Annotated in this window: 13 protein-coding genes; 11 read left to right on the top strand and 2 right to left on the bottom strand. The window is 68.5% G+C overall.

From position 1 onward, the window contains the following. The first annotated feature begins 88 nt into the window (after positions 1–88). From V2S85_RS15865 to V2S85_RS15820, 10 genes are all read left to right on the top strand, one after another. The gene (locus V2S85_RS15865) at positions 89–2,935 is read left to right on the top strand and encodes a TonB-dependent receptor (RefSeq protein WP_330703830.1); all 2,847 of its coding nucleotides are present in this window, start codon (positions 89–91) and stop codon (positions 2,933–2,935) included. Positions 2,936–3,045: 110 nt separating this feature from the next. Beyond that, on the top strand, positions 3,046–9,033 hold the full coding sequence (locus V2S85_RS15860; RefSeq protein WP_330703817.1) for an autotransporter-associated beta strand repeat-containing protein: 5,988 nt from the start codon (positions 3,046–3,048) through the stop codon (positions 9,031–9,033). Positions 9,034–9,096: 63 nt separating this feature from the next. Then, positions 9,097–9,459, top strand: a complete 363-nt coding sequence (locus V2S85_RS15855) for an EF-hand domain-containing protein (RefSeq protein ID WP_330703816.1) — start codon at positions 9,097–9,099, stop codon at positions 9,457–9,459. A gap of 182 nt (positions 9,460–9,641) precedes the next feature. Then, complete coding sequence (locus V2S85_RS15850) at positions 9,642–11,876, top strand: polysaccharide lyase 6 family protein (RefSeq protein ID WP_330703815.1); 2,235 nt, start codon at positions 9,642–9,644, stop codon at positions 11,874–11,876. Then, positions 11,873–14,077 (top strand): alginate lyase family protein, encoded by a 2,205-nt coding sequence (locus tag V2S85_RS15845; protein WP_330703814.1) that lies wholly within the window; start codon positions 11,873–11,875, stop codon positions 14,075–14,077. The genes V2S85_RS15850 and V2S85_RS15845 overlap by 4 nt, the downstream gene beginning before the upstream one ends. Beyond that, positions 14,074–15,336 (top strand): MFS transporter, encoded by a 1,263-nt coding sequence (locus V2S85_RS15840; RefSeq protein WP_330703813.1) that lies wholly within the window; start codon positions 14,074–14,076, stop codon positions 15,334–15,336. Before V2S85_RS15845 ends, V2S85_RS15840 begins: the two co-directional genes overlap by 4 nt. A 17-nt stretch (positions 15,337–15,353) precedes the next feature. Further along, complete coding sequence (locus tag V2S85_RS15835) at positions 15,354–16,106, top strand: glucose 1-dehydrogenase (RefSeq protein ID WP_330703812.1); 753 nt, start codon at positions 15,354–15,356, stop codon at positions 16,104–16,106. Positions 16,107–16,120: 14 nt separating this feature from the next. Then, the gene (locus tag V2S85_RS15830) at positions 16,121–17,017 is read left to right on the top strand and encodes a rhamnogalacturonan acetylesterase (RefSeq protein WP_330703811.1); all 897 of its coding nucleotides are present in this window, start codon (positions 16,121–16,123) and stop codon (positions 17,015–17,017) included. A gap of 173 nt (positions 17,018–17,190) precedes the next feature. Continuing rightward, positions 17,191–17,928 carry a FadR/GntR family transcriptional regulator gene (locus V2S85_RS15825; protein ID WP_330703810.1) on the top strand — a complete coding sequence of 246 codons (738 nt, stop codon included), beginning with the start codon at positions 17,191–17,193 and terminating at the stop codon, positions 17,926–17,928. A gap of 81 nt (positions 17,929–18,009) precedes the next feature. Next, positions 18,010–19,062 (top strand): sugar kinase, encoded by a 1,053-nt coding sequence (locus tag V2S85_RS15820; RefSeq protein ID WP_330703809.1) that lies wholly within the window; start codon positions 18,010–18,012, stop codon positions 19,060–19,062. Here the strand turns inward: V2S85_RS15820 and V2S85_RS15815 are convergent. Then, complete coding sequence (locus tag V2S85_RS15815) at positions 19,059–19,736, bottom strand: 5'-methylthioadenosine/S-adenosylhomocysteine nucleosidase (protein WP_330703808.1); 678 nt, start codon at positions 19,734–19,736, stop codon at positions 19,059–19,061. The genes V2S85_RS15820 and V2S85_RS15815 overlap by 4 nt on opposite strands. A gap of 174 nt (positions 19,737–19,910) precedes the next feature. On the opposite strand from V2S85_RS15815, the gene V2S85_RS15810 reads away from it, so the two are divergent. Next, the gene (locus tag V2S85_RS15810) at positions 19,911–21,545 is read left to right on the top strand and encodes a Na+/H+ antiporter (RefSeq protein ID WP_330703807.1); all 1,635 of its coding nucleotides are present in this window, start codon (positions 19,911–19,913) and stop codon (positions 21,543–21,545) included. A gap of 15 nt (positions 21,546–21,560) precedes the next feature. On the opposite strand, the gene V2S85_RS15805 is transcribed toward V2S85_RS15810, so the two are convergent. After that, on the bottom strand, positions 21,561–22,433 hold the full coding sequence (locus tag V2S85_RS15805) for a Rossmann-like and DUF2520 domain-containing protein (RefSeq protein ID WP_330703806.1): 873 nt from the start codon (positions 22,431–22,433) through the stop codon (positions 21,561–21,563). Between the last annotated feature and the right edge of the window lie 70 nt (positions 22,434–22,503).

The following is a 22,503-nucleotide window of genomic DNA, read 5'->3' as shown; positions in this document are numbered from 1 at the left end:
TGGAGTAGATAATTGGTATATAGAATGGGTGAGGAGAATCTGGGTGGTCTCAGCGGCGAAATGCCCCGCAGGCAGTGGTTTCGTGGCCATGCGTGCCGTGCTCTTGATGGGGGCCTCCATCGTGGCCTGCGCGGTGGGCGCCGCCCCTGCGATGGCTCAGGATGGTGCCGTTCAGGGCTCGGATGAGGCTGTCGACGATACTTCGGCGAATGCCATCGTCGTCACCGGTGTGCGCGAAACGATGCAGAATTCCATCGAGGCCAAGCGCACGTCCGACGCCATCGTCGATGCGGTGTCCTCCAAGGAGATCGGCGAACTGCCGGGCCAGTCGGTGGGTGAGGTGATCGCGACGATCACCGGCGCCTCGATCGACCGGGCGAACTACGGCCCCACCGAAGTTTCCATCCGCGGCTTGGGCTCCGGGCTCAGCATGACGACGTTCAACGGGCGCGAGGCGACCAACGGGTCGGGCGACCGGGCGGTCAACTTCGGCCAGTTCCCCGCCGAACTGTTCAACGCCATCAAGATCTACAAGACGCAGCAGGCCGACCTCATCGAAGGCGGCGTCGCCGGCCTGATCGAGATGGAGACCCGCAAGCCGCTCGACTACAAGCGCCGCCAGCTTCAGGCCGAGGTCAAGGGCAACCTGAACCCGTATCAGGACCGGATCGATGGCGAGAGCCCTTATGGCTACCGCATCACCGCCAGCTACATCGACCAGTTCAACCTCGGCGCGCTGGGCGACGTGGGTATCTCGATCGGCTACCAGCGCAACAAGGTGAGCGATCCGGTCGAGCGCTTCTATACCAGTTCGACATGGTTCACCTGCAATGCGGCGATCGTGTCCACCGGCAACTGCACCGAAGTGAGCCGCGAGCAGGGGAATTCGGGCACGCCGTTCTTCCATGCCTCGAATTCCTACGCATACCGGCAGATGACGACTTCGGACTTGCGCAACGCGGTGTTCGGGGCGCTGCAGTGGCAGCCGAGCCCGACGCTCGACATCAACCTCGACCTTCAGTACTCGCGCCGCCAGTACAGCGAGGAACGCCACGATTTCGGCACGGCGGAAGGACGCTACAACCTGCACAACGTCGTCATCGGCGACAACAACCAGCTGCTGGAGGCCGACGGTTCGGCCACGATGCAGTCGGTGTCGGGCTTGTTCCAGCGTGACGAGAAGTACCTGGGCCTGGGCGGCAACGTCGAATGGCAGGCGAGCGACCGTCTGACCCTCAACGCCGACTTCGGTTATTCGCATACCAAGCGGCTCGACATCACCCGCCAGGTCCGCCTGCGCACCGATCCTTTCGACATCTACGGCCAGCGCACCGCGATCAACAACCAGCGCATCCCCTACCACGTCGACATGAGCCAGAGCTACCTGCCGGTGTTCACCTTCGACGAGCGTTTCGATCCGACCAATGCCGACTTGTTCAGCGACGATGCGCGCCTGACGCGTTCGCAGGACGGCCGCGACGACGAGATCTACGCGATGCGCCTCGACGGCAAGTACAAGCTCGACGGCTTCATCGAGCAGATCGCGGTCGGCGCGCGCTGGTCGCAGCGCAAGTTCTTCGGCTACAGCAACGACGTCAACATCGACCAGACCGACCCGGCGGTGGACCGCGACGTCAACCTCGCCTGCCGCACGCCGTTCCCGCAGAGCAACTTCTTCGCCGATGGCCCGGCGGGCGCGATCACCAACTACGCGACTTTCGACGTGCTGTGCCAGTTCCGCCAGTACCTCGGCACCGAGGATCCCGGCAACAGCGGTGACTTGCGCGCGGTCGAGAACTCGGACGTCACCGAGAAGACCATGGCCGGCTACGTCCTGGCGACGTATTCGGGCGATCTGGGCGGAATTCCGGTGCGCGGCAACTTCGGCGTGCGCGGCGTCCACACCAAGGTCATCGCCAACGGCCTGCGCAGCGGGCTCGACGTCATCAACAACAGTGACGGCTCGATCTCCCTGCGGGAGAACGGCGACTTCACCGAGACCCGCATCACGTCCAGTTCCACGCGCTGGCTGCCCAGCCTCAACGCCATCTTCGACCTGTCGAACAAGGCGCGCCTGCGCACCGGCATCTACCGCGCGATGTCGCGCCCGGCGCCCAGCGCGCTCGGCGCCGGGCGGCAGATCACGTTGGAGACCGGCACCGGCTACACCTCGGTCACCGACGCGATCAACACCATCATCGCCACCGGCAGCCCCGCGCTCAAGCCGACGATGTCGTGGAACGCGGACCTCAGCTTCGAATATTACGCCAACAAGGACACGCTGCTGGCGGCGGCGGTCTACTACAAGCGCTTCACCGGCGGACGCATCCCGATCGAGGAGGACGAGGACTTCACGATCGGCGGCACCAGCTATTCGGTACCGGTTACGCAGACCACCAACAGCGACGAGCAGAGCGACCTCTACGGCCTTGAAATCACGGCCAGCAACCAGTTCACCTGGCTGCCGCACCCGCTCGACGGGCTGGGCGCCAAGCTGAGCTACAACTACGCCTGGACCAACTTCAAGACGCAGGACATCCGCTATGGCGACGTCGTCGACGCGGAAACCGGTGCAGTCACGCCCGGCCTGATTCCGGCGGCCAGTCTGAGCGGCTATTCCAAGCACGTCTTCTCGGCGCAGGCCTTCTACGAGATCGGCAAGTTCTCGATCCAGGGCATCTATCGCTATCGCTCGCGCTATTACCAGGCGTTCACCAGCGACAACACGCAGCTGCGCTACGTGAAAGGCAACGATACCTTCGACGTCAACGTGCGGTATTCCATCAACAAGACCGCCGATATCCGCTTTCAGGCACTCAACATCTTCAACGAGCCTCGGGTCGAATACATGCCGGTCGTCGGCAGCACGCGGAACGTGGAATTCTACGGCCCGCAATACTTCCTCAGCCTGCGCCTGCGCCTGCGCCTGCGCTGAGGCATCTACCCTGGCGGGAGCCGAACAGGGGGCTTCCGCCGGACAACACGAAAAACAGCCGGGCAACCGGCATTGACCATGCGGCCTGCGCCGCGGTGGAGGGGTGATTCATGGCTAATCCGGTTCGCGCGGGGCACCTGCGCACACGTCTGCTCGTTTCCGCGTGCTTCGCAGTGCTGCCGCTGGCGGCGCATGCGCAGGACGCCACCACGGTCACGGCATCGCGCACCAGTGCGCTCAGCATGGACGGTTCCGACACCCTGACGGTCGCATCGGGCGCGAATTTCCAGGTCACCGGCAACCAGGCGGTCAACGTCAACGGCGCCAGCAGCGGCGACGGCATCCTCATCACCAACGACGGCACGATCGAGGCGCTGGCCACCAGCGCGTCGAACGGTCGCGCGATCAGCGGCAGCACCGACTTCGCCGATCGCACCGCCACTATCGTCAACCGGGGGACCATTCGGGGCGCCAACGACGCGATCCGCTTCAGCGAGAGCACCGTGGGCGGCGATGGCGGCACGATCACCATCGACAACTACGGCACGATCGTCAGCACCGGCCTCGACAACGCGGGCAACCTCGCGCAGCAGGCGCAAGGCGTGGACGTGACCGTCACCGGCGTCACGCTCGATCTCACCAACCATGCGGGCGCGACGATCAGCGGATCGCAGGGCGTGGTCACCACGGCGATCACCAACCTCGTCAATGCGGGCACCATCACCGGCACCGGCGCGGTCAGCGGGCAGGGCGAGGGCGTGCGCAGCAATGCGGGCGGCTCGCTGAACCTCACCAACGAGGCGACCGGCAGCATCACCGGCATCTACGGCGTGATCGGCGCCGGCAACACCACCATCGTCAATCGCGGCACGATCAGCGGCACCGACGGCGATGCGGGCACGTACACCCGCGAGGCTATCCGCATCAACCTGAGCGCCTCCAGCACCGTCAACTCGGTGACCCTGGCGAACGGCAGCCTCACCCGCGCGGGGACCGGGGCCAGCGCCTCGGGCTATGCGGTCTATTTCGGCGGCACCGGTGTCGCCGGCACCGTGAACACGCTGACGGTGGAGACCGGGGCGGTGATCGAGGGCGGCCTTCGCGGCAACTCCACGACCGGCGTGACCGATATCCTGAACCTCACTGGCTCCGGCGCGCAGGTGCTGGGCACTTTCGCGGGTTTCGACGAACTGCATGTGCTGGGCGGAAGCTGGGCGATCACCAGTTCCCAGACGCTCAGCGGCGGGGCCACGATCGCCAGCGGCGCGACGCTGCGCTATGACGACCTCGACGCGGAAAACGGCGCCTATCTTGCCGGCGCCATGGTCAACGACGGGACGCTGGTGTTCAACCGGTCGCGCGGGGTCAACCAGTACGGCACCATCAGCGGCAGCGGCAGCGTGCGACTGACCGGCGCCGGCACCGTGGTCCTGAACGACGCGACGACGTATTCGGGCGATACCGTCATCAGCGCCGGGCGGCTGCGCACCGGGCAGATCGACGGCGCCTTCTCGGCCAATTCCGCCTTCGTCGTCACCGGCACCGGCGTCCTCGATCTCAACGACACCGCCACTACCCCGCTCGCGCGCGACCAGACCATCGCCAACCTCTCGGGCGACGGCGCGGTGTGGCTGGGGCAGAACAACGGCGGGACGCTGATGACGGGCGGCGCGGGCGGCGACACGCTGTTCTCGGGCGTGCTGAGCCAGCTGGGCGGGCTTGCCAAGGTGGGCACCGGGACGCTCACGCTCTCGGGCGCCAACACCGCCACGGGCCTGCTTTCGGTGCAGGGCGGCGGCCTTGCGCTCACCGGCCAGTGGGCGGGCGCGGCCGAAGTCGGCAATGGCGCCGCGCTGGGCGGCACCGGCAGCGTCGCCGGCGTGCTGACGGTCGGCGCGGGCACGATCGCACCGGGCAGCGGCGGCATCGGCACGCTCACCACCGGCGGGCTCGTGCTCTCCTCGAACTCGGTGCTGGCCTATGACCTCGGCACGCCGGGAACCGGCGACCGCATCCAGGTCAACGGCGACCTGACCCTCGACGGCACCCTGAACGTCGCCGACGTCGGCGGCTTCGGTGAGGGCGTCTACCGCCTGATCGACTATACCGGGGCGCTGACCGATAACGGGCTGGCGCTCGGCACGGTGCCCAACGGCACGATCAGCGGGCTGCTGGGCGTCCAGACCTCGGCGGCGAACCAGGTGAACCTCGTCTACGGCGCGCAGACGGCGACCGACATCCAGTTCTGGGACGGCAGCGCCACCGTCGCCAACGGCGCGGTCGATGGCGGCAGCGGCAGCTGGACCAACCTCGCAGCCAACTGGACCGACGCCAACGGCGGCGCCAATGCCGCGTGGGACAACGCTTTCGCGGTGTTCCAGGGCACGGCGGGCACCGTGACCGTCGATGACGCGATCGTCTTCACCGGCGCGCAGTTCATGACAGGCGGCTACGAGATCGCCGCCGGAACCGGCACGCTGACCACCGACACCGCGCTCACCAACATCCGCGTCGATCCCGGCCTGACCGGCACGATCAGCGCTGCGATCGGCGGCACCGGCGGGCTCGTCAAGAACGACAGCGGTACGCTCGTCCTCTCGGGCGCCAACAGCTACGGCGGCGCCACCAGCATCCTGGGCGGCACCGTGGTCGCGCTCGGCGGCTCGGCGATCCCGGCGTCGAGCGCGGTGATCGTCGCCGGCGGGGGCACCCTCGACATTCGCGCGGACCAGACCGTCGGCGGCCTCGGCGGCGCCGGGCAGGTGGTGCTGGGCGCCACCCTGACGACGGGCGGCCTCGGCAATGCGGACAGCTTCAGCGGCACGATCAGCGGCAGCGGCGGCCTGGTGAAGACCGGCACGGGCAGCCTGACGCTGGGCGGCGCCAACACGTATGACGGGACGACCACGGTGGCCACCGGCACGCTGGCGCTGCAAGGCAGCGTCGCGGAGGCGGTCGATGTCGCGGGCGGCGCGGTGCTGACGGGCTCGGGCAGCGCCGGCGGCACGGTGACGCTGGCGGACAACGCCACGCTCGTCGTCGGCGGCGCGGGCGCCGGGACGTTCACCAGCGGCGGGCTGGTGCTGTCCTCCGGCTCGGTCCTGGAAATGGGCCTTGGCGCGCCGAACGTGGCGGGGGCGAGCGATCGCCTGCAGGTCAACGGGAACCTCACCCTCGACGGCACGCTCAACGTCACCGACCTCGGCGGCTTCGGCATCGGCGTCTATCGCCTGGCCGACTATACCGGCACCCTGACCGACAACGGGCTCGATATCGGCGTCCTGCCCACCGGCATCGACGGCGACGACGTCACCGTGCAGACCTCGGTGACCTCGCAAGTCAACCTCGTCTACGACAGGGAGATTGCCGAACTCCAGTTCTGGGACGGCGCCGCGACCACCGCCAATGGCGCGGTCGATGGCGGCTCCGGCTCGTGGACCACGACCGACGACAACTGGACCGACGCCAACGGCACCGCCAACGACAGCTGGGGCGGCCGCTTCGCCGTGTTCCAGGGGCAGGCGGGCACGGTCACCGTCGATGGCGCGATCGGCGTCACCGGCATGCAGTTCATGACCAATGGCTACACCCTCGCGGCCGGAACCGGCGCCCTCAGCGTGCTGGAGGCGCAGACCAACTTGCGCGTCGATCCCGGCGTCACCGCCACGATCGCGGCATCCATCGGCGGCAACGGGGGCATCGCCAAGCTCGATGCCGGCACGCTCGTGCTGGGCGCCGCGAACAGCTACGCCGGGGCCACCACGGTCTCGGGCGGCACGCTGCGCGCGGGCGTGGCGGGGGCCCTGCCTGCCGGCACCGACGTCACCGTGGCGGCGGGCGCGACGCTCGACCTCGCGAGTTTCCAGGCGATCGCCAGCCTTGCCGGAGACGGTAGTGTAACGCTTTCGGGAGGCGACCTCGTCACCGGCGGCGGCGATGGCTCGACCCGGTTCGGCGGCGTCATCAGCGGCTCGGGCGCGCTGTCCAAGGCCGGCAGCGGCGTGTTCACGCTGGCGGGTGCCAACACTTATACCGGCGGCACCACCGTCTCGGCAGGCATCCTGCGCCTCGATGGCGGTACGCTGGGCAGCGGCGCGCTGGCGGTGGCGAGCGGGGCGACGCTGGACCTCAACGGCGCCAGTTCCACCGTCGGCACCCTGAGCGGCGCGGGTGCGATCCAGCTCGGCAGCGGCACGCTCACGGCGGGGGGCAGTGCGAACAGCAGCTTCACCGGCATCATCGGCGGCACCGGCAGCCTCGGCAAGACCGGAACCGGCACGCTGACCCTCTCGGGCGCGAACACCTACAGCGGCGGCACCACGGTTGCCGGCGGCACCCTTGCGGCGGGCGCGGCGAACGTGCTGGGCAGCGGCACGCTCACCGTGGCGAGCGGGGCCAACGCCGCGCTGGGCAACTTCGCACAGACCGTAGGCGGGCTCTCGGGCGAGGGCACGATCGCGCTGGGCAGTGCGATCCTGACCGTCAACGGCGCAGGGAACACCAGCTATTCGGGCGTCCTGTCCGGCACCGGCAGGCTCATCAAGACCGGCACCGGAACGCTGGTGCTGGGCGGCGCCAATACCTACACCGGTTCCACCAGCATCACCGGCGGTACGCTGATCGTGAACGGCTCGCTGGCCGGCACCGTCTCGCTCGGGGCGAGCGGGACGCTGGGCGGCTCGGGCAAGGTCGGGTCGCTGAACGTCGCGGGCACGGTATCGCCCGGCAACTCGATCGGCACGCTCAACGTCGCCGGCTCGCTGACCTTCCAGAACGCCTCGACCTACCTCGTCGAGGTCTCCCCGAACGGCACGGCGGACCGCATCACCGCCACCGGCGCGGTGACGATCCAGGGCGGCACCGTCTCGGTTCTGGGCGGCGGACAGACGAACTTCTCGCCGCTCACCACGTACACGATCCTGTCGGGTTCCTCTGTCACCGGCACGTTCTCCAGCGTGACCAGCGACCTTGCGTTCCTGACGCCCAGCCTGGTCTACAACGCGGCGGACGTGGAACTGCGGCTGCTGCGCAACGACGCCAGCTTCGCTTCGGTCGCGGTCACCGCGAACCAGGCGGCGGTGGCCGGCGTCGTCGAGGCGCAGGGGGACGATCCGGCTGGCGGCGCGCTGTTCGACGCCGCCATCGGCCTCAACGCCGAGGATGCGCGCGATGCCTTCGACCAGCTTTCGGGCGAGATCCTCGTCGCCGTCTCGACGATCGCCGGCCGTGACGGGCACGATGCGGCGCGCGACCTGATCGGGCGCCTCGACGGCCCACGCGGCCAGCGGCTCAGCGCCTGGGTCGCGGGCGATATCGGCAGGCTGGCCGCCGGATCGCAGGGCGATTTCGCCAAGGTCAATTCGGACCGCAAGGTCGTGGAGGGCGGCGTCGAATATACCGGCACGCATCTGCGGGCGGGCCTAGCCTACCGCTATTCGAAGAACGAGATCGACCTTTCGGGCCGGGCGGGCAGCGCCGACCTGGTGACCAATTCGGCGTATGCCTACCTCGGTTACATCCAGGGCGGGCTACGCATCGCCGGTGGCTTCGGCTATGCCGCGCATACCCTGTCGACCGAGCGCGCGGTTGCTTTCGGCGGCCTTTCCAACGACTTGCGCTCCGACAGCGACGGCCGTTCCTATGTCGGCTTCGGCGAGGTGTCCTACGCCGTCCCGGTCGGCAAGACGCTGCGGGTCGGGCCGTACGGCGGGATCAGCGCGGCCTCGACGACGCTCGGCGCGCTGGAGGAATGGGGCGGCGCGGCGGCGCTGGCGGGCGAGCGGACGCGCGATACCACCGTCCTCGCCAGCTACGGCGCACACGGCAGCGCGACGTTCGATGGCGGCTTCCAGCTGGCGGCGGACATCGGCGCGCGGTCCTATCTCGACAACGCCGCACCGCGCCGCACGCTGCGGTTCGTCGACGGCGGGGACAGCTTCGAGATCGGCGCGGCGCGCTACGGTACCACCGCGCTGACCGGCCGGATCGAGGGTTCGGCGAGCGTCGGCCGCGTGCTGCTGGGCCTCGGCGTCCATGGCGAGACCGGCGGCGGCGCTTCCGGCTACGGCTTCCGGGCCAGCGCGGGCTTCCGTTTCTGAGCGGCACTGAGCGGCACTGAACGGCACCTAACGATACCACAGATGCACAAAGGAGAGTGAGAGATGAAGACAGCAGCCTTTACCCTGGCCACCATCGCGCTTCTTGCGGGGGGCAGCGCCATGGCCCAGAAAGCCGGCCAGACCCGCGACCAGGCGATCGCCGCCTCGGCCAAGAAATTCCGCAACCTCGACACCAACGGCGACGGCAAGGGCAGCCCGGAGGAGCTGAAGGCGTTCATGGACAAGGCCGCCGAGAAGCGCGGCACCACCGTCGATCAGGCGCAGTTCGAGCGCCGCCTCAAGCGCCTCGACACCGATGGTGACGGCGTGGTCAGCGCCGCCGAGCTTCAGGCCGAGGATCTCGCCAAGTTCGATCGCGCCGACGCCAATCGCAACGGCGTGATCGACGCTGCCGAAGCGCCGTGATCGCATGGGCCCCGCTGCTTGCGATGGAAGCGGCGGGGCCTCTCGGCAGGCCGGGTGGTCTACCGGACTTCGTGATTTGTCATGAAATTTGGTATGAACATATATTGCCCATTTGCCCGCATAAGAGTATGCCAATTTTCAAGGCCTCACTGACGGCCGGTATGAAGTGGAAGAGTGGCCCGATGGCACCGTCTCGCAAGCTCCTGTGGAGCAGCATCCTCCTGGCGACGACATCCGTTCCGGCATCGGCGCGCGACTGGCTCGTCCATGACCAGAAGGAATATCTTGCCGCGGCCGCCGCCGCGAAGGCGGGGGACGTCATCCGCCTCGCCGATGGCGAGTGGAAGGACTTCCCCGTGCTGCTGCAGGGCGAGGGCACCGCGAAGGCGCCGATCACGCTCACCGCGCAGACCAAAGGCAAGGCGATCCTCACCGGCGCCTCCAGCCTGCGCATGGCGGGCAACTACCTCGTCGTCTCGGGCCTCGTCTTCCGGGACGGTGCCGCGCCGGGGGCGGAAGTCATCAGCTTTCGCCGCGACGCGCGCACGTACGCCAGCCACTCGCGCCTCACCGAAGTCGTGGTGGACCATTACAACAAGGCGGACCGCCGCGCCGAGGACCGCTGGGTCTCGCTCTACGGCACCGACAACCGCGTCGATCACAGCTGGTTCGCAGGCAAAGGCAACCTCGGCGTCACCCTCGCGGTGATCCGGCCCAAGGGGCAGCCGCAAGCGAACCGCCACCGTATCGACCACAATTACTTCGGCCCGCGCCCGCCGCTCGGCTCCAACGGCGGCGAGACGATCCGGCTGGGCACCAGCGACGAGTCGCTTTCGGACGGCGCCAACCTGGTCGAGGACAACGTGTTCGACCGCTGCGACGGCGAGGTCGAGATCGTCTCGATCAAGTCTGGTGCCAACGTGGTGCGGGGCAACCTGATCCTGCAGTCGCAGGGCTCGATCGTGCTGCGCCACGGCAACGGCAACGTGGTCGAGCGCAACGTCTTCCTCGGCAAGGGCAAGCCCCATACCGGCGGCGTGCGCGTCATCAACGAGCGGCAGGTGGTGCGGGGCAACTACATGGAGGGGCTGGCCGGGATCAGCTTCACCAGCGCGCTGGCGGTGATGAACGGCGTGCCGGGCTCTTCGCTCGCGCGCTACCATCAGGTGTCGGGCGCGGTGGTCGCGGGCAATTCGATGTTCGACGTCGCGCGCGTGACGCTGGGCGCGGGCGCCGATGCCGAGCGTACCGCGCCGCCGGTGGACAGCACGATCCGCGACAACCTGTTTACCGCCAGTGCAGATGCCAAAGGCGGCGGGGTACTGCGGCTCGACGGCGATGTCGGCGGCATCACCTTCACCGGCAACGTCTCTCAGGGCGAGGTGCCTGGTGCGCTGGCTTCGGGCGTGCGCAAGGCGACGATCGCCACGAAGCGCGCCGCCAACGGACTGCTCTATCCCACCGACCCGGCGCTTGCGAAGCTGGGCGCGCCGCCTGACCTGAAACCGGTGACGCTCGGCGAAGTCGGGCCGAGCTGGTACGCCAAGGCCGATGGCGTGGTCGCCTTCGGTTCGGGGCGTTCGGTGCCGGTGCAGGCGGGTGCCCTCGATGCCGCCGTTGCTGCCGCGAAACCGGGCGATGTGCTCAGGCTGGCTGCCGGGCGATACACCGCTGCCGCGCCCTTGCGAGTCTCGGTGCCGCTGACGCTTGCCGGTCCCGCCAGCGCCGAGATCGCCTTTTCCGCGCCCAGCCTCTTCGTGCTGGAGGAGGGCGGGCGCCTGCGGCTTGAGGGCCTGACAGTGACGGGCGCCTCCGCCCCGCGCCAGAGCGGCAATGCCGTGATCCGCACCGCCGCGAAGTCCACCATCGCCAATTACGCGCTGGAGATCGTCGGCACCGCCTTCAACGGCCTCGACGGCGCGCCGGACTTCGACCTCATCGCCACCACGCCGGGCACCTTCGCCGACGATATCACGATCGACAAGGTGGCGGTCGCGGGCCTGTCGGGCACCGTGCTCGACGCCGCCGCCGAGACCGGCACCAAGGGCTACTACGCTGCCGAGCACATCGCCATCACCGGCTCGCGCTTTGCGCAGATCGGCGCGCTGGCCAGCGTGCTGCGCGGCGGGACGGACGAGAGCACATTCGGCCCCGAAGTGATCGTGCGCGGCAATGCGGTGGCGCAGAGCGGCCCGGCGCTGCTGACGCTCTCGGGCGTGCAGTCGGCGCTGATCGATGGCAACATGTTCGCCCGTGCCGGGCTGATCGCGGTCGCCAATAGCGTCGGCGCGCCCGAGACCCGCATCACCGGCAACCGCTTTGCCCAGACCTCGGAGCCTCAAGTGACCCAACTCTACCCGCAAGGCGCGCCGCGCGTGCAGGTTTCCGGCAACATCATGAGCGGAGACGCTTCGTGATCGGTCGCAATCTGCTTCTGGGCGTCGCGCTGATCGCGATGACGCCGCTCACCGCGCATGCCGCGCCGGTCGATGATGCGCATCCGGTGCTGACCGATGCCGCCGCGCTCTCGGGTCTTGGCGCGCAAGCGCAGCGCTATCCACTGTTCGCCGAGGAGCTGGCGCGGGTGCGCAAGCTCGTCGATACCGAGATGAAGAACGGCATCAACGTTCCGGTGCCGAAGGACGCGGGCGGCGGGGCCAGCCACGAACAGCACAAGCGCAACTACACCGCGCTTTACGGCGCCGGGCTGCTCTACCGGGTGACCGGCGACAAGCGCTATGTCGATTACGCGCGCGACATGCTGCTGGCTTACGCGAAGCTCTATCCCACGCTCGGGCCGCACCCGGCGGCGAAGAACGAGGCGGCCGGGCGCTTGTTCTGGCAGAGCCTGAACGACTCCGTCTGGCTTGTCTACGGCATTCAGGGCTATGACGCGGTGCGCGATGCGCTGAGCCCGGCCGACCGCAAGACGATCGACGACAACGTGTTTCGCAAGATGGCGCAGTTCCTCTCGACCGGATCGCCCAAGGTCTTCGACCGCATCCACAACCATGCGACCTGGGCCAATGCCGGGGTCGGCATGACCGGCTACGTGCTGCGCGATCCGAACATGGTCGAGCAGGCGCTGAAGGGCCTCGACAAGAGCGGCAAGGCCGGGTTCCTGCGCCAGCTCGACCTGCTGTTCTCGCCCGACGGGTATTATGCCGAGGGGCCGTACTATCAGCGCTATGCGCTGCAGCCTTTCGTGATCTTCGCGGCGGCGGTCGATGCCAACGAGCCGCAGCGGCACATCTTCGAATATCGCGACGGGGTGATCCTGAAGGCGATCCGTTCGGCGATCCAGACCACGTACGACGGCTATTTCTTCCCCTTCAACGACGCGATGCCCGACAAGAGCCTCAAGACCGAGGAACTCTATCAGGCAGTCGCGATCGGTTACGGCAAGACGCATGACCCGGCGCTGCTATCGATCGCGCAGTGGCAGGGTCGTACCGTGCTCACCCCCCAGGGCCTGGATGTTGCCAGAGATCTTGCCGCCGGCAAGTCCAGGCCCTTTCCCTTCGCCTCGATGCTGCTGCGCGACGGGCCGGACGGGGACCACGGCGGCATCGCGATCCTGCGCGATGGGGCGGGGCCCAAGGATCAGGTGCTCGCGGTCAAGAACACCGCGCAGGGCATGGGCCACGGCCATTTCGACAAGCTGAACTGGATTCTCTACGATAACGGGCAGGCGGTGGTGACCGACTACGGTGCCGCGCGCTTCCTCAACATCGAAGCCAAGGACGGCGGCCGCTACCTGCCCGAAAACGTCAGCTGGGCGGCGCAGACGGTGGCGCACAATACGCTCGTCGTGGACGAGACCAGCCACTTCGGCGCCGACTGGAAGCGCGGCGAAACGCTCTCTCCGCGCCAGCTGTGGTTCGCAGGCGAGGGGACCGTGCGCGGCTCGATCGCCGAGATGGCGGGGGCATACCCGGGCGTCACCTTCCGCCGCGCGCTGCTGCAGGTGCCGGTTGAGGGCGCCAAGAGCCCGCTGGTCGTCGATCTGCTCAAGGTGACGGGCGGCAAGGCGGCGCGCTATGACCTGCCGCTGCATTATGCCGGGCAGTTGATCGACACCGGCTTCCCGCTGCAGTCGAACGTGACGACGCGCCCGGTGCTGGGCAAGGCCAACGGCTACCAGCACCTCTGGGTCGATGCGACGGGCAAGCCGGCGGCCCAGAACGGCGTCGTGACGTGGATCGAGGACGGGCGGTTCTACTCCTACCGCGTCGCCACGCCGGGCGTGACGATGATCCTGGGCGAGAGCGGCGCGGGCGACCCGCGCTTCAACTTGCGGCGCGAGCCGTTCATCCTCCAGCGCCTCGACGGCGCGAAGGACGCGGCTTTCGTCAGCCTGCTCGAACCGCATGGCCGCTACGACGCCTCGGCGGAGACCACCACCGGCAGCGAAAGCGCGGTGCGCAGCCTCACGCACGAGCGGCAGGGCGACATCGATCTGGTGACGATCACCTTCCGCAAAGGCCCCTCGGTGGTCCTCGCCATCGCCGACGATACGGACGCGGCCAAGAGCCACTCGGCGCAGATCGGCGGCAAGGCGCAAGGCTGGAAGGGCGCGGTCGGCCGCTTCGCAATTCCGCAGGAGAAATCCCGGTGAAGAACCTGCGCTGGATGGTCATCGCGCTGATCGCGCTGGCCACCGTCATCAACTATATCGACCGCAATGCGCTGGCGGTGATGTGGCCTGCGGTCTCCAAGGAGATCGGCGCCGACAAGTCCGACTACGCGCTGCTGGTGACGGTGTTCATGCTGGCCTATGCCTTCGGGCAGTCGGCGTTCGGCAAAGTGTTCGACGTGATCGGCACCCGGCTGGGCTTCGCGGTCTCGATCCTGTTCTGGTCGCTCTCCATCGGCCTGCATTCGGTGGTCCGCTCGCTCGGCCTGCTGGCAGTGCTGCGGGTGACGCTGGGGGTGAGCGAGGCGGGCAACTGGCCGGGCGCGGCCAAGGCCAATGCGCTGTGGTTCCCGCAGAAGGAACGCGCGCTGGCGCAGGGCGTGTTCAATGCGGGTGCCTCGCTTGGCGCGATCGTCTCGGCGCCGCTGGTGGCGCTGCTGTTCACCGCCTTCGGCTGGCGCACGACGTTCCTGCTCATCGGCGTGCTCGGCTTCCTGTGGCTGGTGCCCTGGCTGCTGCTCTACCGCGCCGACCCCGACGCCAATCCCTGGCTGACCAAGGCCGAGCGCGACCATATCATGGGCACCGCCGAGGCGCAGGCCGCCACGCCGCTGGGCTACGCGCCGGGCTGGGCCGAGATGCTGCGCCACCCCCAGAGCTGGGCGATCATCCTCTCGCGCTTCTTCCTCGATCCCGTCTGGTGGCTGTTCGTCTCGTGGCTGCCGATCTACCTGGCCGAGACTTTCGGCTTCGACGTCCAGCAGATCGGCCTGTTCGCCTGGGTGCCCTTCGTCGGCGCGATGGCGGGGAGCCTGACTGGCGGCTGGCTTTCGGGCGCGCTGATCGCACGCGGGAAAAGCGTCAACTTCGCCCGCAAGACCGCGATCACGGCGGGCGGGGTCATCATGCTGCCGCCGCTGCTCCTGACGATGCACGCGGGCTCGCCGCTCTATGCGGTGCTGCTGATCGCGGTGATCCTGTTCGGCTTCCAGATGGCGATCAACAACATCCAGACGCTGCCTGCGGACTACTTCGCGGGCGGCACCGTGGGCTCTCTCGCTGGTCTCGGCGGCACGGCGGCGGTGGCCGGAACGCTCGTCACCACCTGGCTCGTGCCGGTGATGACGAAGACCAGCTACGCCCCGATCTTCGCACTGGCCGCCGCGCTGGTGCCCGCGTCTCTCCTCTGCATCTGGCTGCTCGGCCGCCGGATCGAACCTCTCTCCTCCCCCAACAGCTAGATCAAAGGGCAATTCCCATGCGTTTCAAGGACAAGGTCGCCATCGTCACCGGCGGCGGGCGTGACATCGGCAAGTCGGTGTCGCAATATCTCGCGCGCGAAGGCGCCAGCGTCGTCATCAACTACCGCAGCAACCGCGAGGAAGCCGAGCGCACGCTGGAGGAGATCACCTCGCAGGGCGGCAAGGCGATCATCCACCAGGCCGACGTCGCCGACGCGCAAGCCGTTGCGGGCCTCGTCGCCGCCACTACCGAAGCCTTCGGGGACCGCATCGACTTCGTGGTGAACCTCGCGGGCGGCATGGTCGCGCGCAAGACGCTGGCCGAGATGGACGAGGCGTTCTTCGACCACGTCATGGACCTCAACCTCAAGTCGGCGTTCCTCGTCACCAAGGCGGCGCTGCCGCATCTCGGCAAGGGCAGCGCGATCGTCAACGTCGCCTCGCTCGCGGGCCGCGACGGCGGCGGACCGGGCGCGACCGTCTATGCGACGTCCAAGGGCGCGCTGATGACGCTGACGCGCGGCTGGGCCAAGGAACTGGGTCCGCAGGGCGTGCGCGTGAATGCCGTGTGCCCGGGCCTGATCGGCACCAGCTTCCACGATATCTTCTCCAAGCCCGAGGGGCGCGCCGCCACCGCGAACAACACCCCGCTGCGCCGCGAAGGCCACCCGGACGAAGTCGCCACCACCATCGGCTTCCTGCTGTCGGAAGACGCCGCGTTTCTGACCGGCGTGAACCTCGACATCAATGGCGGCCTGTTCTTCTCGTAAGGGAGTTTATGAGGATGACCCGAAAGGCACTTTTCGCAGCAGCCGCAACAGCGGCGCTGCTCGTTTCTCCCGCCATGGCGCAGGACGGCCAGCCCACGGCGGACGGCGGCACCAGCAAGGGCCGCACCGTGCGCACCGATGCCGCGCCGATCAGCGTCTACAAAGTCATCCTCGTCGGCGATTCCACGATGGCGGCGATGAGCGGCTGGGCCTCGATCTTCTGCGCGCACCACGTCAAGTCCTCGGTCGCCTGCCTCAACCTCGGGCGCGGCGGCCGCTCGACCCGCTCGTACCGGCAGGAAGGCTCGTGGGCCAATGCCATGGCCGAGGCGAAAGTGCCCGGCTACCGCGCGACGTACGTGCTGATCCAGTTCGCCCACAACGACCAGTCCTCGGTCGCCGAGCGCTGGACCGAGATGGACAAGGAGTTTCCGGACAACCTGCGCCGCATGGTCGAGGAGGTCCGCGCCGCCAGGGCGATCCCGGTGCTGGTGACCCCGCTCACCCGCCGCGAGTTCGTGAAGGGCAAGCTCAACAACACGCTGGAGCCGTGGAGCGCCAAAGTGCGCGAGGTCGCCGCCGCGCTGAAGGTGCCGCTGGTGGACCTCAACGCATCGAGCGCCGCCGCCGTCCAGCAGCTCGGCCCGGAGGCCTCGACGGCGCTGGCGCAGACCGGCCCGAGCGAAGCCGAACTCGCCGCCGCCCGCGCGGGCACGACGCTGAAGCCGCGCGCGGCCGAGGACGCCCGCCTGCCGCCGGTGCCCACCGTCCCGAACGGCCCGCGCGGACAGTTCGTGCGCAAGTTCGATTATACCCACATCGGCGATGCCGGCGCGGAAGTCTTCGCGGCGCTGGTGGCGCGCGATCTCGCCCGCGCGGTGCCCGAACTGCGCAGCCAGATCGCGCCGTGAAGGATTGCCCTTCCTCAGGGGGACGAATGGGGCGAAGTACGCCAATCCCGGTCGTCATTGTGAGGCCCGCAGGGGCGCGGCAATCCAGGGCGGCCGCAAGATTGGTCGGACAATTGCGTCGTTTTGGCATGAACGCTATGTAATGGGTGTGACGATGAGAAAGATGACACACCATGGCTGACAGGTTGTTCCAGGGCATTGCCGACCGGATCGTGGCCTTGATCGACGAAGGCGTGTTCCCGCCGGGAACGCGCCTGCCCGGCGAGCGCGAGCTGGCGGAGCGCTTCAACGTCAGCCGCGTCACCATCCGCGAGGCGGCGATCGCGCTGCAGGCGGTGGGCGTGCTGAAGATCAAGACCGGCTCGGGCATCTACGTGTCCGAGCGCGACGAACGCAACGACGATACCCTGCCCAAGGTCAGCGCGCTGGAACTGACCGAGGCGCGCTCGCTGTTCGAATCCGAGGCGGCGGCGCTGGCCGCCCCGGTGATCTCGGACGAGACGCTGGCCAAGCTCGACGAACTGCTCGCGGCGATGGCGGTGGAGGAGGACGACGAGCGTTCGACCGAGATCGACCGCGAGTTCCACATGACGATCGCCTCGGCCTCGGGCAATGGAGCGATCACCCATGTCATCCGCACGCTGTGGCGGCTGCGCACCGAACTGCCCGAAGTGAAGCACACCCATGCCAGCGTCTGCCACCACGACGGCATGACCCGGCAAGACGAGCACGCCGCCGTCGTCGAGGCGCTGCGCAGCCACGATCCGCAGGGCGCGCGCCTGGCCATGCGCCAGCACTTCCAGCGCCTGCTCGGCTCGATGCTCGACGCGACCGAGGAGCGCGAGATTTCCGAACTGAGGCGCAAGGCACAGGAAAGCCGCGAGCGATTCCTGATGAGCGCGAAGATCTGATGCCCGCCTTCCGTCATTGCGAGCGGAGCGAAGCAATCCAGGGCGGTCTACACGACGCTGGATTGCTTCGCTCCGCTCGCAATGACGAGTGGCTTTGAATCCTCCAGGCAAGGAGCACCTGACATTACCGGCCATGTCGTTACTTTCGGCGAAGTGCTGCTGCGCTTCGCCACCCCGGCCGCGCGGCTGACGGTGCAGTGCGATGCGCTGGACATGGTCGTCGGCGGGGCCGAGGCCAACGTCGCGGCGGGGCTCGCCTCGCTGGGCCATGACGTGAAGATGCTGACGCGCCTGCCGTCGAGCCCGCTGGGCGACAAGGCGCGCGCGGCCCTTGGCGCCGCCGGGATCGACACCACGTATGTGGGGCGCGATTCCGGCCGCATGGGCCTCTATTTCCTCGAGAGCGGGGCGGGTCTTCGGCCTTCGTCGATCACCTACGATCGCGCGGGCTCTGTGTTCGCGGCCTCCTCCGCGAACCAGTTCGACTTCGCGTCTGCTCTCGAGGGAGCCCGACTGCTCCACCTGTCGGGCATCACGCCGGCGCTCGGCCCTGGAGGCGTCGCGCTTGCGCAAGCCGCCGTCGCTGGGGCCGATGTCGCCGGCGTACCCATATGTTTCGATGGCAATTACCGCGCGCTGCTGTGGGATGCATGGGACAGTGATCCCCGCAGCGTGCTGACCGACCTCATGCAGTCGGCGACGGTCATGATCGGCAATCACCGGGATATCTCGCTGCTGCTGGGCAAGGCATTCTCCGGCGACGGCTCCGACCGGCGGCGCGAGGCGGCGCTGGCGGCCTTCGAGGCTTTCCCGAAGCTGCAACTGATCGCCTCGACCGCGCGGCATGTCGTGAACTCCGGCCATCACCGTATCGCCGCACGTCTCGACGCGCGGGACGGGGCGCACCAGACCAGCGAAGTCGATGTCACCGGCATCGTCGATCGCATCGGCACCGGAGACGCCTTCGCGGCGGGCGTGCTGCACAAGTGGCTGCAGGGCGCGGATCTCATCGCCACCGCGCAGGCGGGTCTGGCGTATACCGTGCTCAAGCACACGGTGCCCGGCGACATGTGCCTCGTCGGGCCGGGCGAACTGGAGGCGTTCTCCGCCAGCGGCGGCGACGTGCGGCGCTAGGCGCGCGGGATCGGCGGGAAAGTCAGCCCTTCCGGCGCAGGCTCCGCTGACAGAACGGCGAACAGGTCATCGACGGCCTCGGCAAGCCGCTCGTCCAGGAAGGCCAGCAATTGCGTCCACCCCGACAGGCCATCGAGTTCGCCGGGCCCGTCCGATACGCCGCGCAGGCCGATCATCGGCACGCCCATCCGCTGGCACGCGCGCAGCACGGCGTAAGTCTCCATATCGACCAGGTCGGCATCGATCCGCGCATAGTCCTCGCCGCCGACGATATCCGCGCCGGTCGACAGCGAGGCGCATGACAGGCCGGGCAGCAGCGCCGGCAGCGGCATGACCGCCGGGAAATCGGCGAACGGCGTGACCCCCTTGGCGAAGCCGATCCGCGAGGCGTCCATGTCGCGCCAGGACACGCTGTCGATCTGGTGCACCGATCCCACCGGACACCGCCGCGATCCCGCCGAACCGAGCGAAACGACGAGATCGACCCGTTCTCCGCCCGCCTGCAAATGCTGCAGGCACGTCGCGGTGCCGATCGCCGCCTCCACCGGGCCGACGCCGGTGACCAGCGGCGTCATGCGCGCCTTGAGGTGGGCTCCATATTCGTGCTCGGTCGCCATCACGAACAGCACGCGCGCGCCTGCGATCGGGGTTGGCTTCACGACTGGCGGCTGCATGGCGTTGTCCTGCGCTGGAGTGAAGGCCGCTTTCGCAAACGAGGCGGCGACAGGCAAGGCCTGGCACAGCCGCAATACTTTCAAAAAATGCAACGGAAGGGCTTTCGCGGGGTTGCCCCGGCGGCGTTCCGCCCCCTAAGCTTCCACGAACGAGTGGCTACACGGAGTGAGGTTTTGGAGACAGTTTCGATCGTGCTTTTTCTTCTGCTGGCGGTTGTCGTCAGCGGAGCCGTTGCCAGGATGTTGCCATTCTCGGTTCCCACCCCGCTGGTGCAGATCGCACTCGGGGCCGTCATCGGACTGTCGACGTCGCATCGGGTTGAACTCGATCCCGAACTGTTCCTGTTTCTCTTCCTGCCGCCGCTGCTGTTCCTCGACGGATGGCGCATCCCCAAGGACGAGCTGTTCAAGGATGCCTCGACGGTCGTCGAACTGGCGCTCGGCCTGGTGCTGATGACGGTGATCGGGATGGGCTTCCTGATCCACTGGATGATCCCGGCGATGCCGCTGGCGGTGGCCTTCGCGCTGGCGGCGGTCGTCTCGCCGACCGATCCCATCGCCGTGTCCGCGATCGCCGCGCGCGTGCCGATCCCCAAGCGCATGATGCACATCCTCGAAGGGGAATCGCTGCTCAACGATGCCTCCGGCCTCGTCTGCCTGCGCTTCGCGGTGGCGGCGGCGCTGACGGGCACCTTCTCCGCCGGGGCGGCCGCCCTGAACTTCGCGTGGGTGGCCGGGGCCGGCCTGGCGATCGGCGTCGCGGTGACGCTGGTGGTGACGCGCGCCAAGGCCTTCGTCACCCGGCGCTGGGGCGAGGATACCGGATCGCAGATCCTGGTCAGCCTGCTCATCCCCTTCGGCTCCTACCTGCTGGCCGAACATTTCCATGCATCGGGCATCCTCGCGGCGGTGAGCGCCGGCGTGACGATGACCTTCGCCGAGATTTCCCGCCAGGCGCTGGCGGTTACCCGCATGCGCCGCAACTCGGTGTGGGACATGATCCAGTTCACGCTCAACGGCATCATCTTCGTGCTGCTGGGCGAGCAGATGCCGAACATCCTTGCGGGCGCCAGGCAGACCGTCGCCGCCACCGGGCACAGCCAGCCGTGGTGGCTGGCGATCTACATCCTGGTGATCGTCGCCGGCCTTGCGGGCTTGCGCTTCCTGTGGGTCTGGGCCTCGCTGAAGTTCACGATCCTGCGCGGCGCGCGGCGCGGCATGGGGGTGCAGAGCCCCGACTGGCGGCTGATCGCGGCGACTTCGGTAGCGGGAGTGCGCGGCGCCATCACGCTTGCCGGTGTGCTGACGCTGCCGCTGGCGCTCGATGACGGCACGCCGTTTCCCACCCGCGACCTGGCGATCTTCCTGGCCGCCGGGGTGATCGTGGTGTCGCTGGTGCTGGCGAGCCTGGCGCTGCCGGTCCTCCTCAAGGGGCTGGCGATGCCTCCCGAACCCGCGCGGCAGGCGGAGGAGGACAGCGCCCGCGTCGCCGCCGCCGAAGCCGCGATCCGGGCCATCGAGCGCCACCAGCACGCGCTGGCCGAAGATCATGGCGAGGCCGACCTCTACGCCGAGGCCGGAGGACAAGTCATGGATCTCTACCGCGAGCGCATCGAGGGCCTGAGCGACCGCCAGTCCGCCGCCGAGACCCGGAGCGGAGAGCGGCTCCTGCGCGACTTCCGCCTCGTCGGCGTCAAGGCCGAGCGGCAGGCCCTGTTGCAGATGGTCCGATCTCGGCGGATCGGCAGCGAAACCGTTCGCAAGCTCACCCGCGAGTTGGATCTGGCCGAAGCCCGCTATCTGGGTTGAAAGTAGCGCGCAGGATCAGGAACCTTCGTCCAACGCCTCGCGCAGGTCCGTGGCGGTCGGCATCGCCTGCCGCTCCATCGCGTCGAGGGTGGCGCTCGCCATCGCGCGGTAGGCCGGGAGCAGTTCCGGCACCTCGCGCGCGATGGCATCAAGGTGGCCGCGCACGGTGCCCGCGTCCCCGCGCGAGACCGGCCCGGACAAGGCGCCCAGTCCCGAGGCGAGGCTGTTGTCCAGCGCCGCGCGCACCAGCGGGGCGAGCACGGCTGCAGGATCCTCCAGCCCGGCCCTGGCCAGCGCCCCCAGCGAACCGGCGATCAGCGTGACGAGGTGATTGGCCCCGTGGCACAGGGCCGCGTGATAGAGCGTGCGATGCTGCTCGGCCACTTCCACCGGCGAGCCGCCCAGCATGCGGACGATTGCCAGCCCTTCGGCGGTCGCCTGCGGGTCCGATCCGGTGACGGCGAAGCAGGCCGCGGCCATGCGCTCGACCTCGATCGCGGGATCGCCGGTGAAGGTCATCGCCGGATGCACCGCGGCGGTACGGGCACCGAGGCGGCGCAGCGGCTCCAGGATCGCCGTGCCGCTCCCGCCGCTGGCATGGAACACGAAGGGGCGGTGCCCCAGCGGCGCGGCGGTGATCCCGGCGATCACCATTGCCATCGCGTCGTCGGCGACCGCGATGGCGATGGTGTCGCAAGCGGCCACGAGGTCGGCCAGCCCGGCATGGACCGTGCTCCCGTCCATGCCCGTGACCAGAGCGCCAGCGCGGGCAGGGGAGCGTCCCCAGGCATGCAGCCGCACTTCGGGTCGGCGGGCGAAGCCGAGCGCCAGCGCGCGGGCCACTCGCCCGGTGCCGATGATGCCGATCGTTCTGGTCCGTTCCTTCATGCCCCGCCCATACCGCCTGACGGGCGAAGTTGCACGGCCGGGGTGCGCAAGCCTATGACGATGGCAGGAA

Source organism: Novosphingobium resinovorum, assembly GCF_036352595.1.
Taxonomy (GTDB): domain Bacteria; phylum Pseudomonadota; class Alphaproteobacteria; order Sphingomonadales; family Sphingomonadaceae; genus Novosphingobium; species Novosphingobium resinovorum_B.
This window is presented reverse-complemented; position numbering and strand designations above follow the sequence as displayed.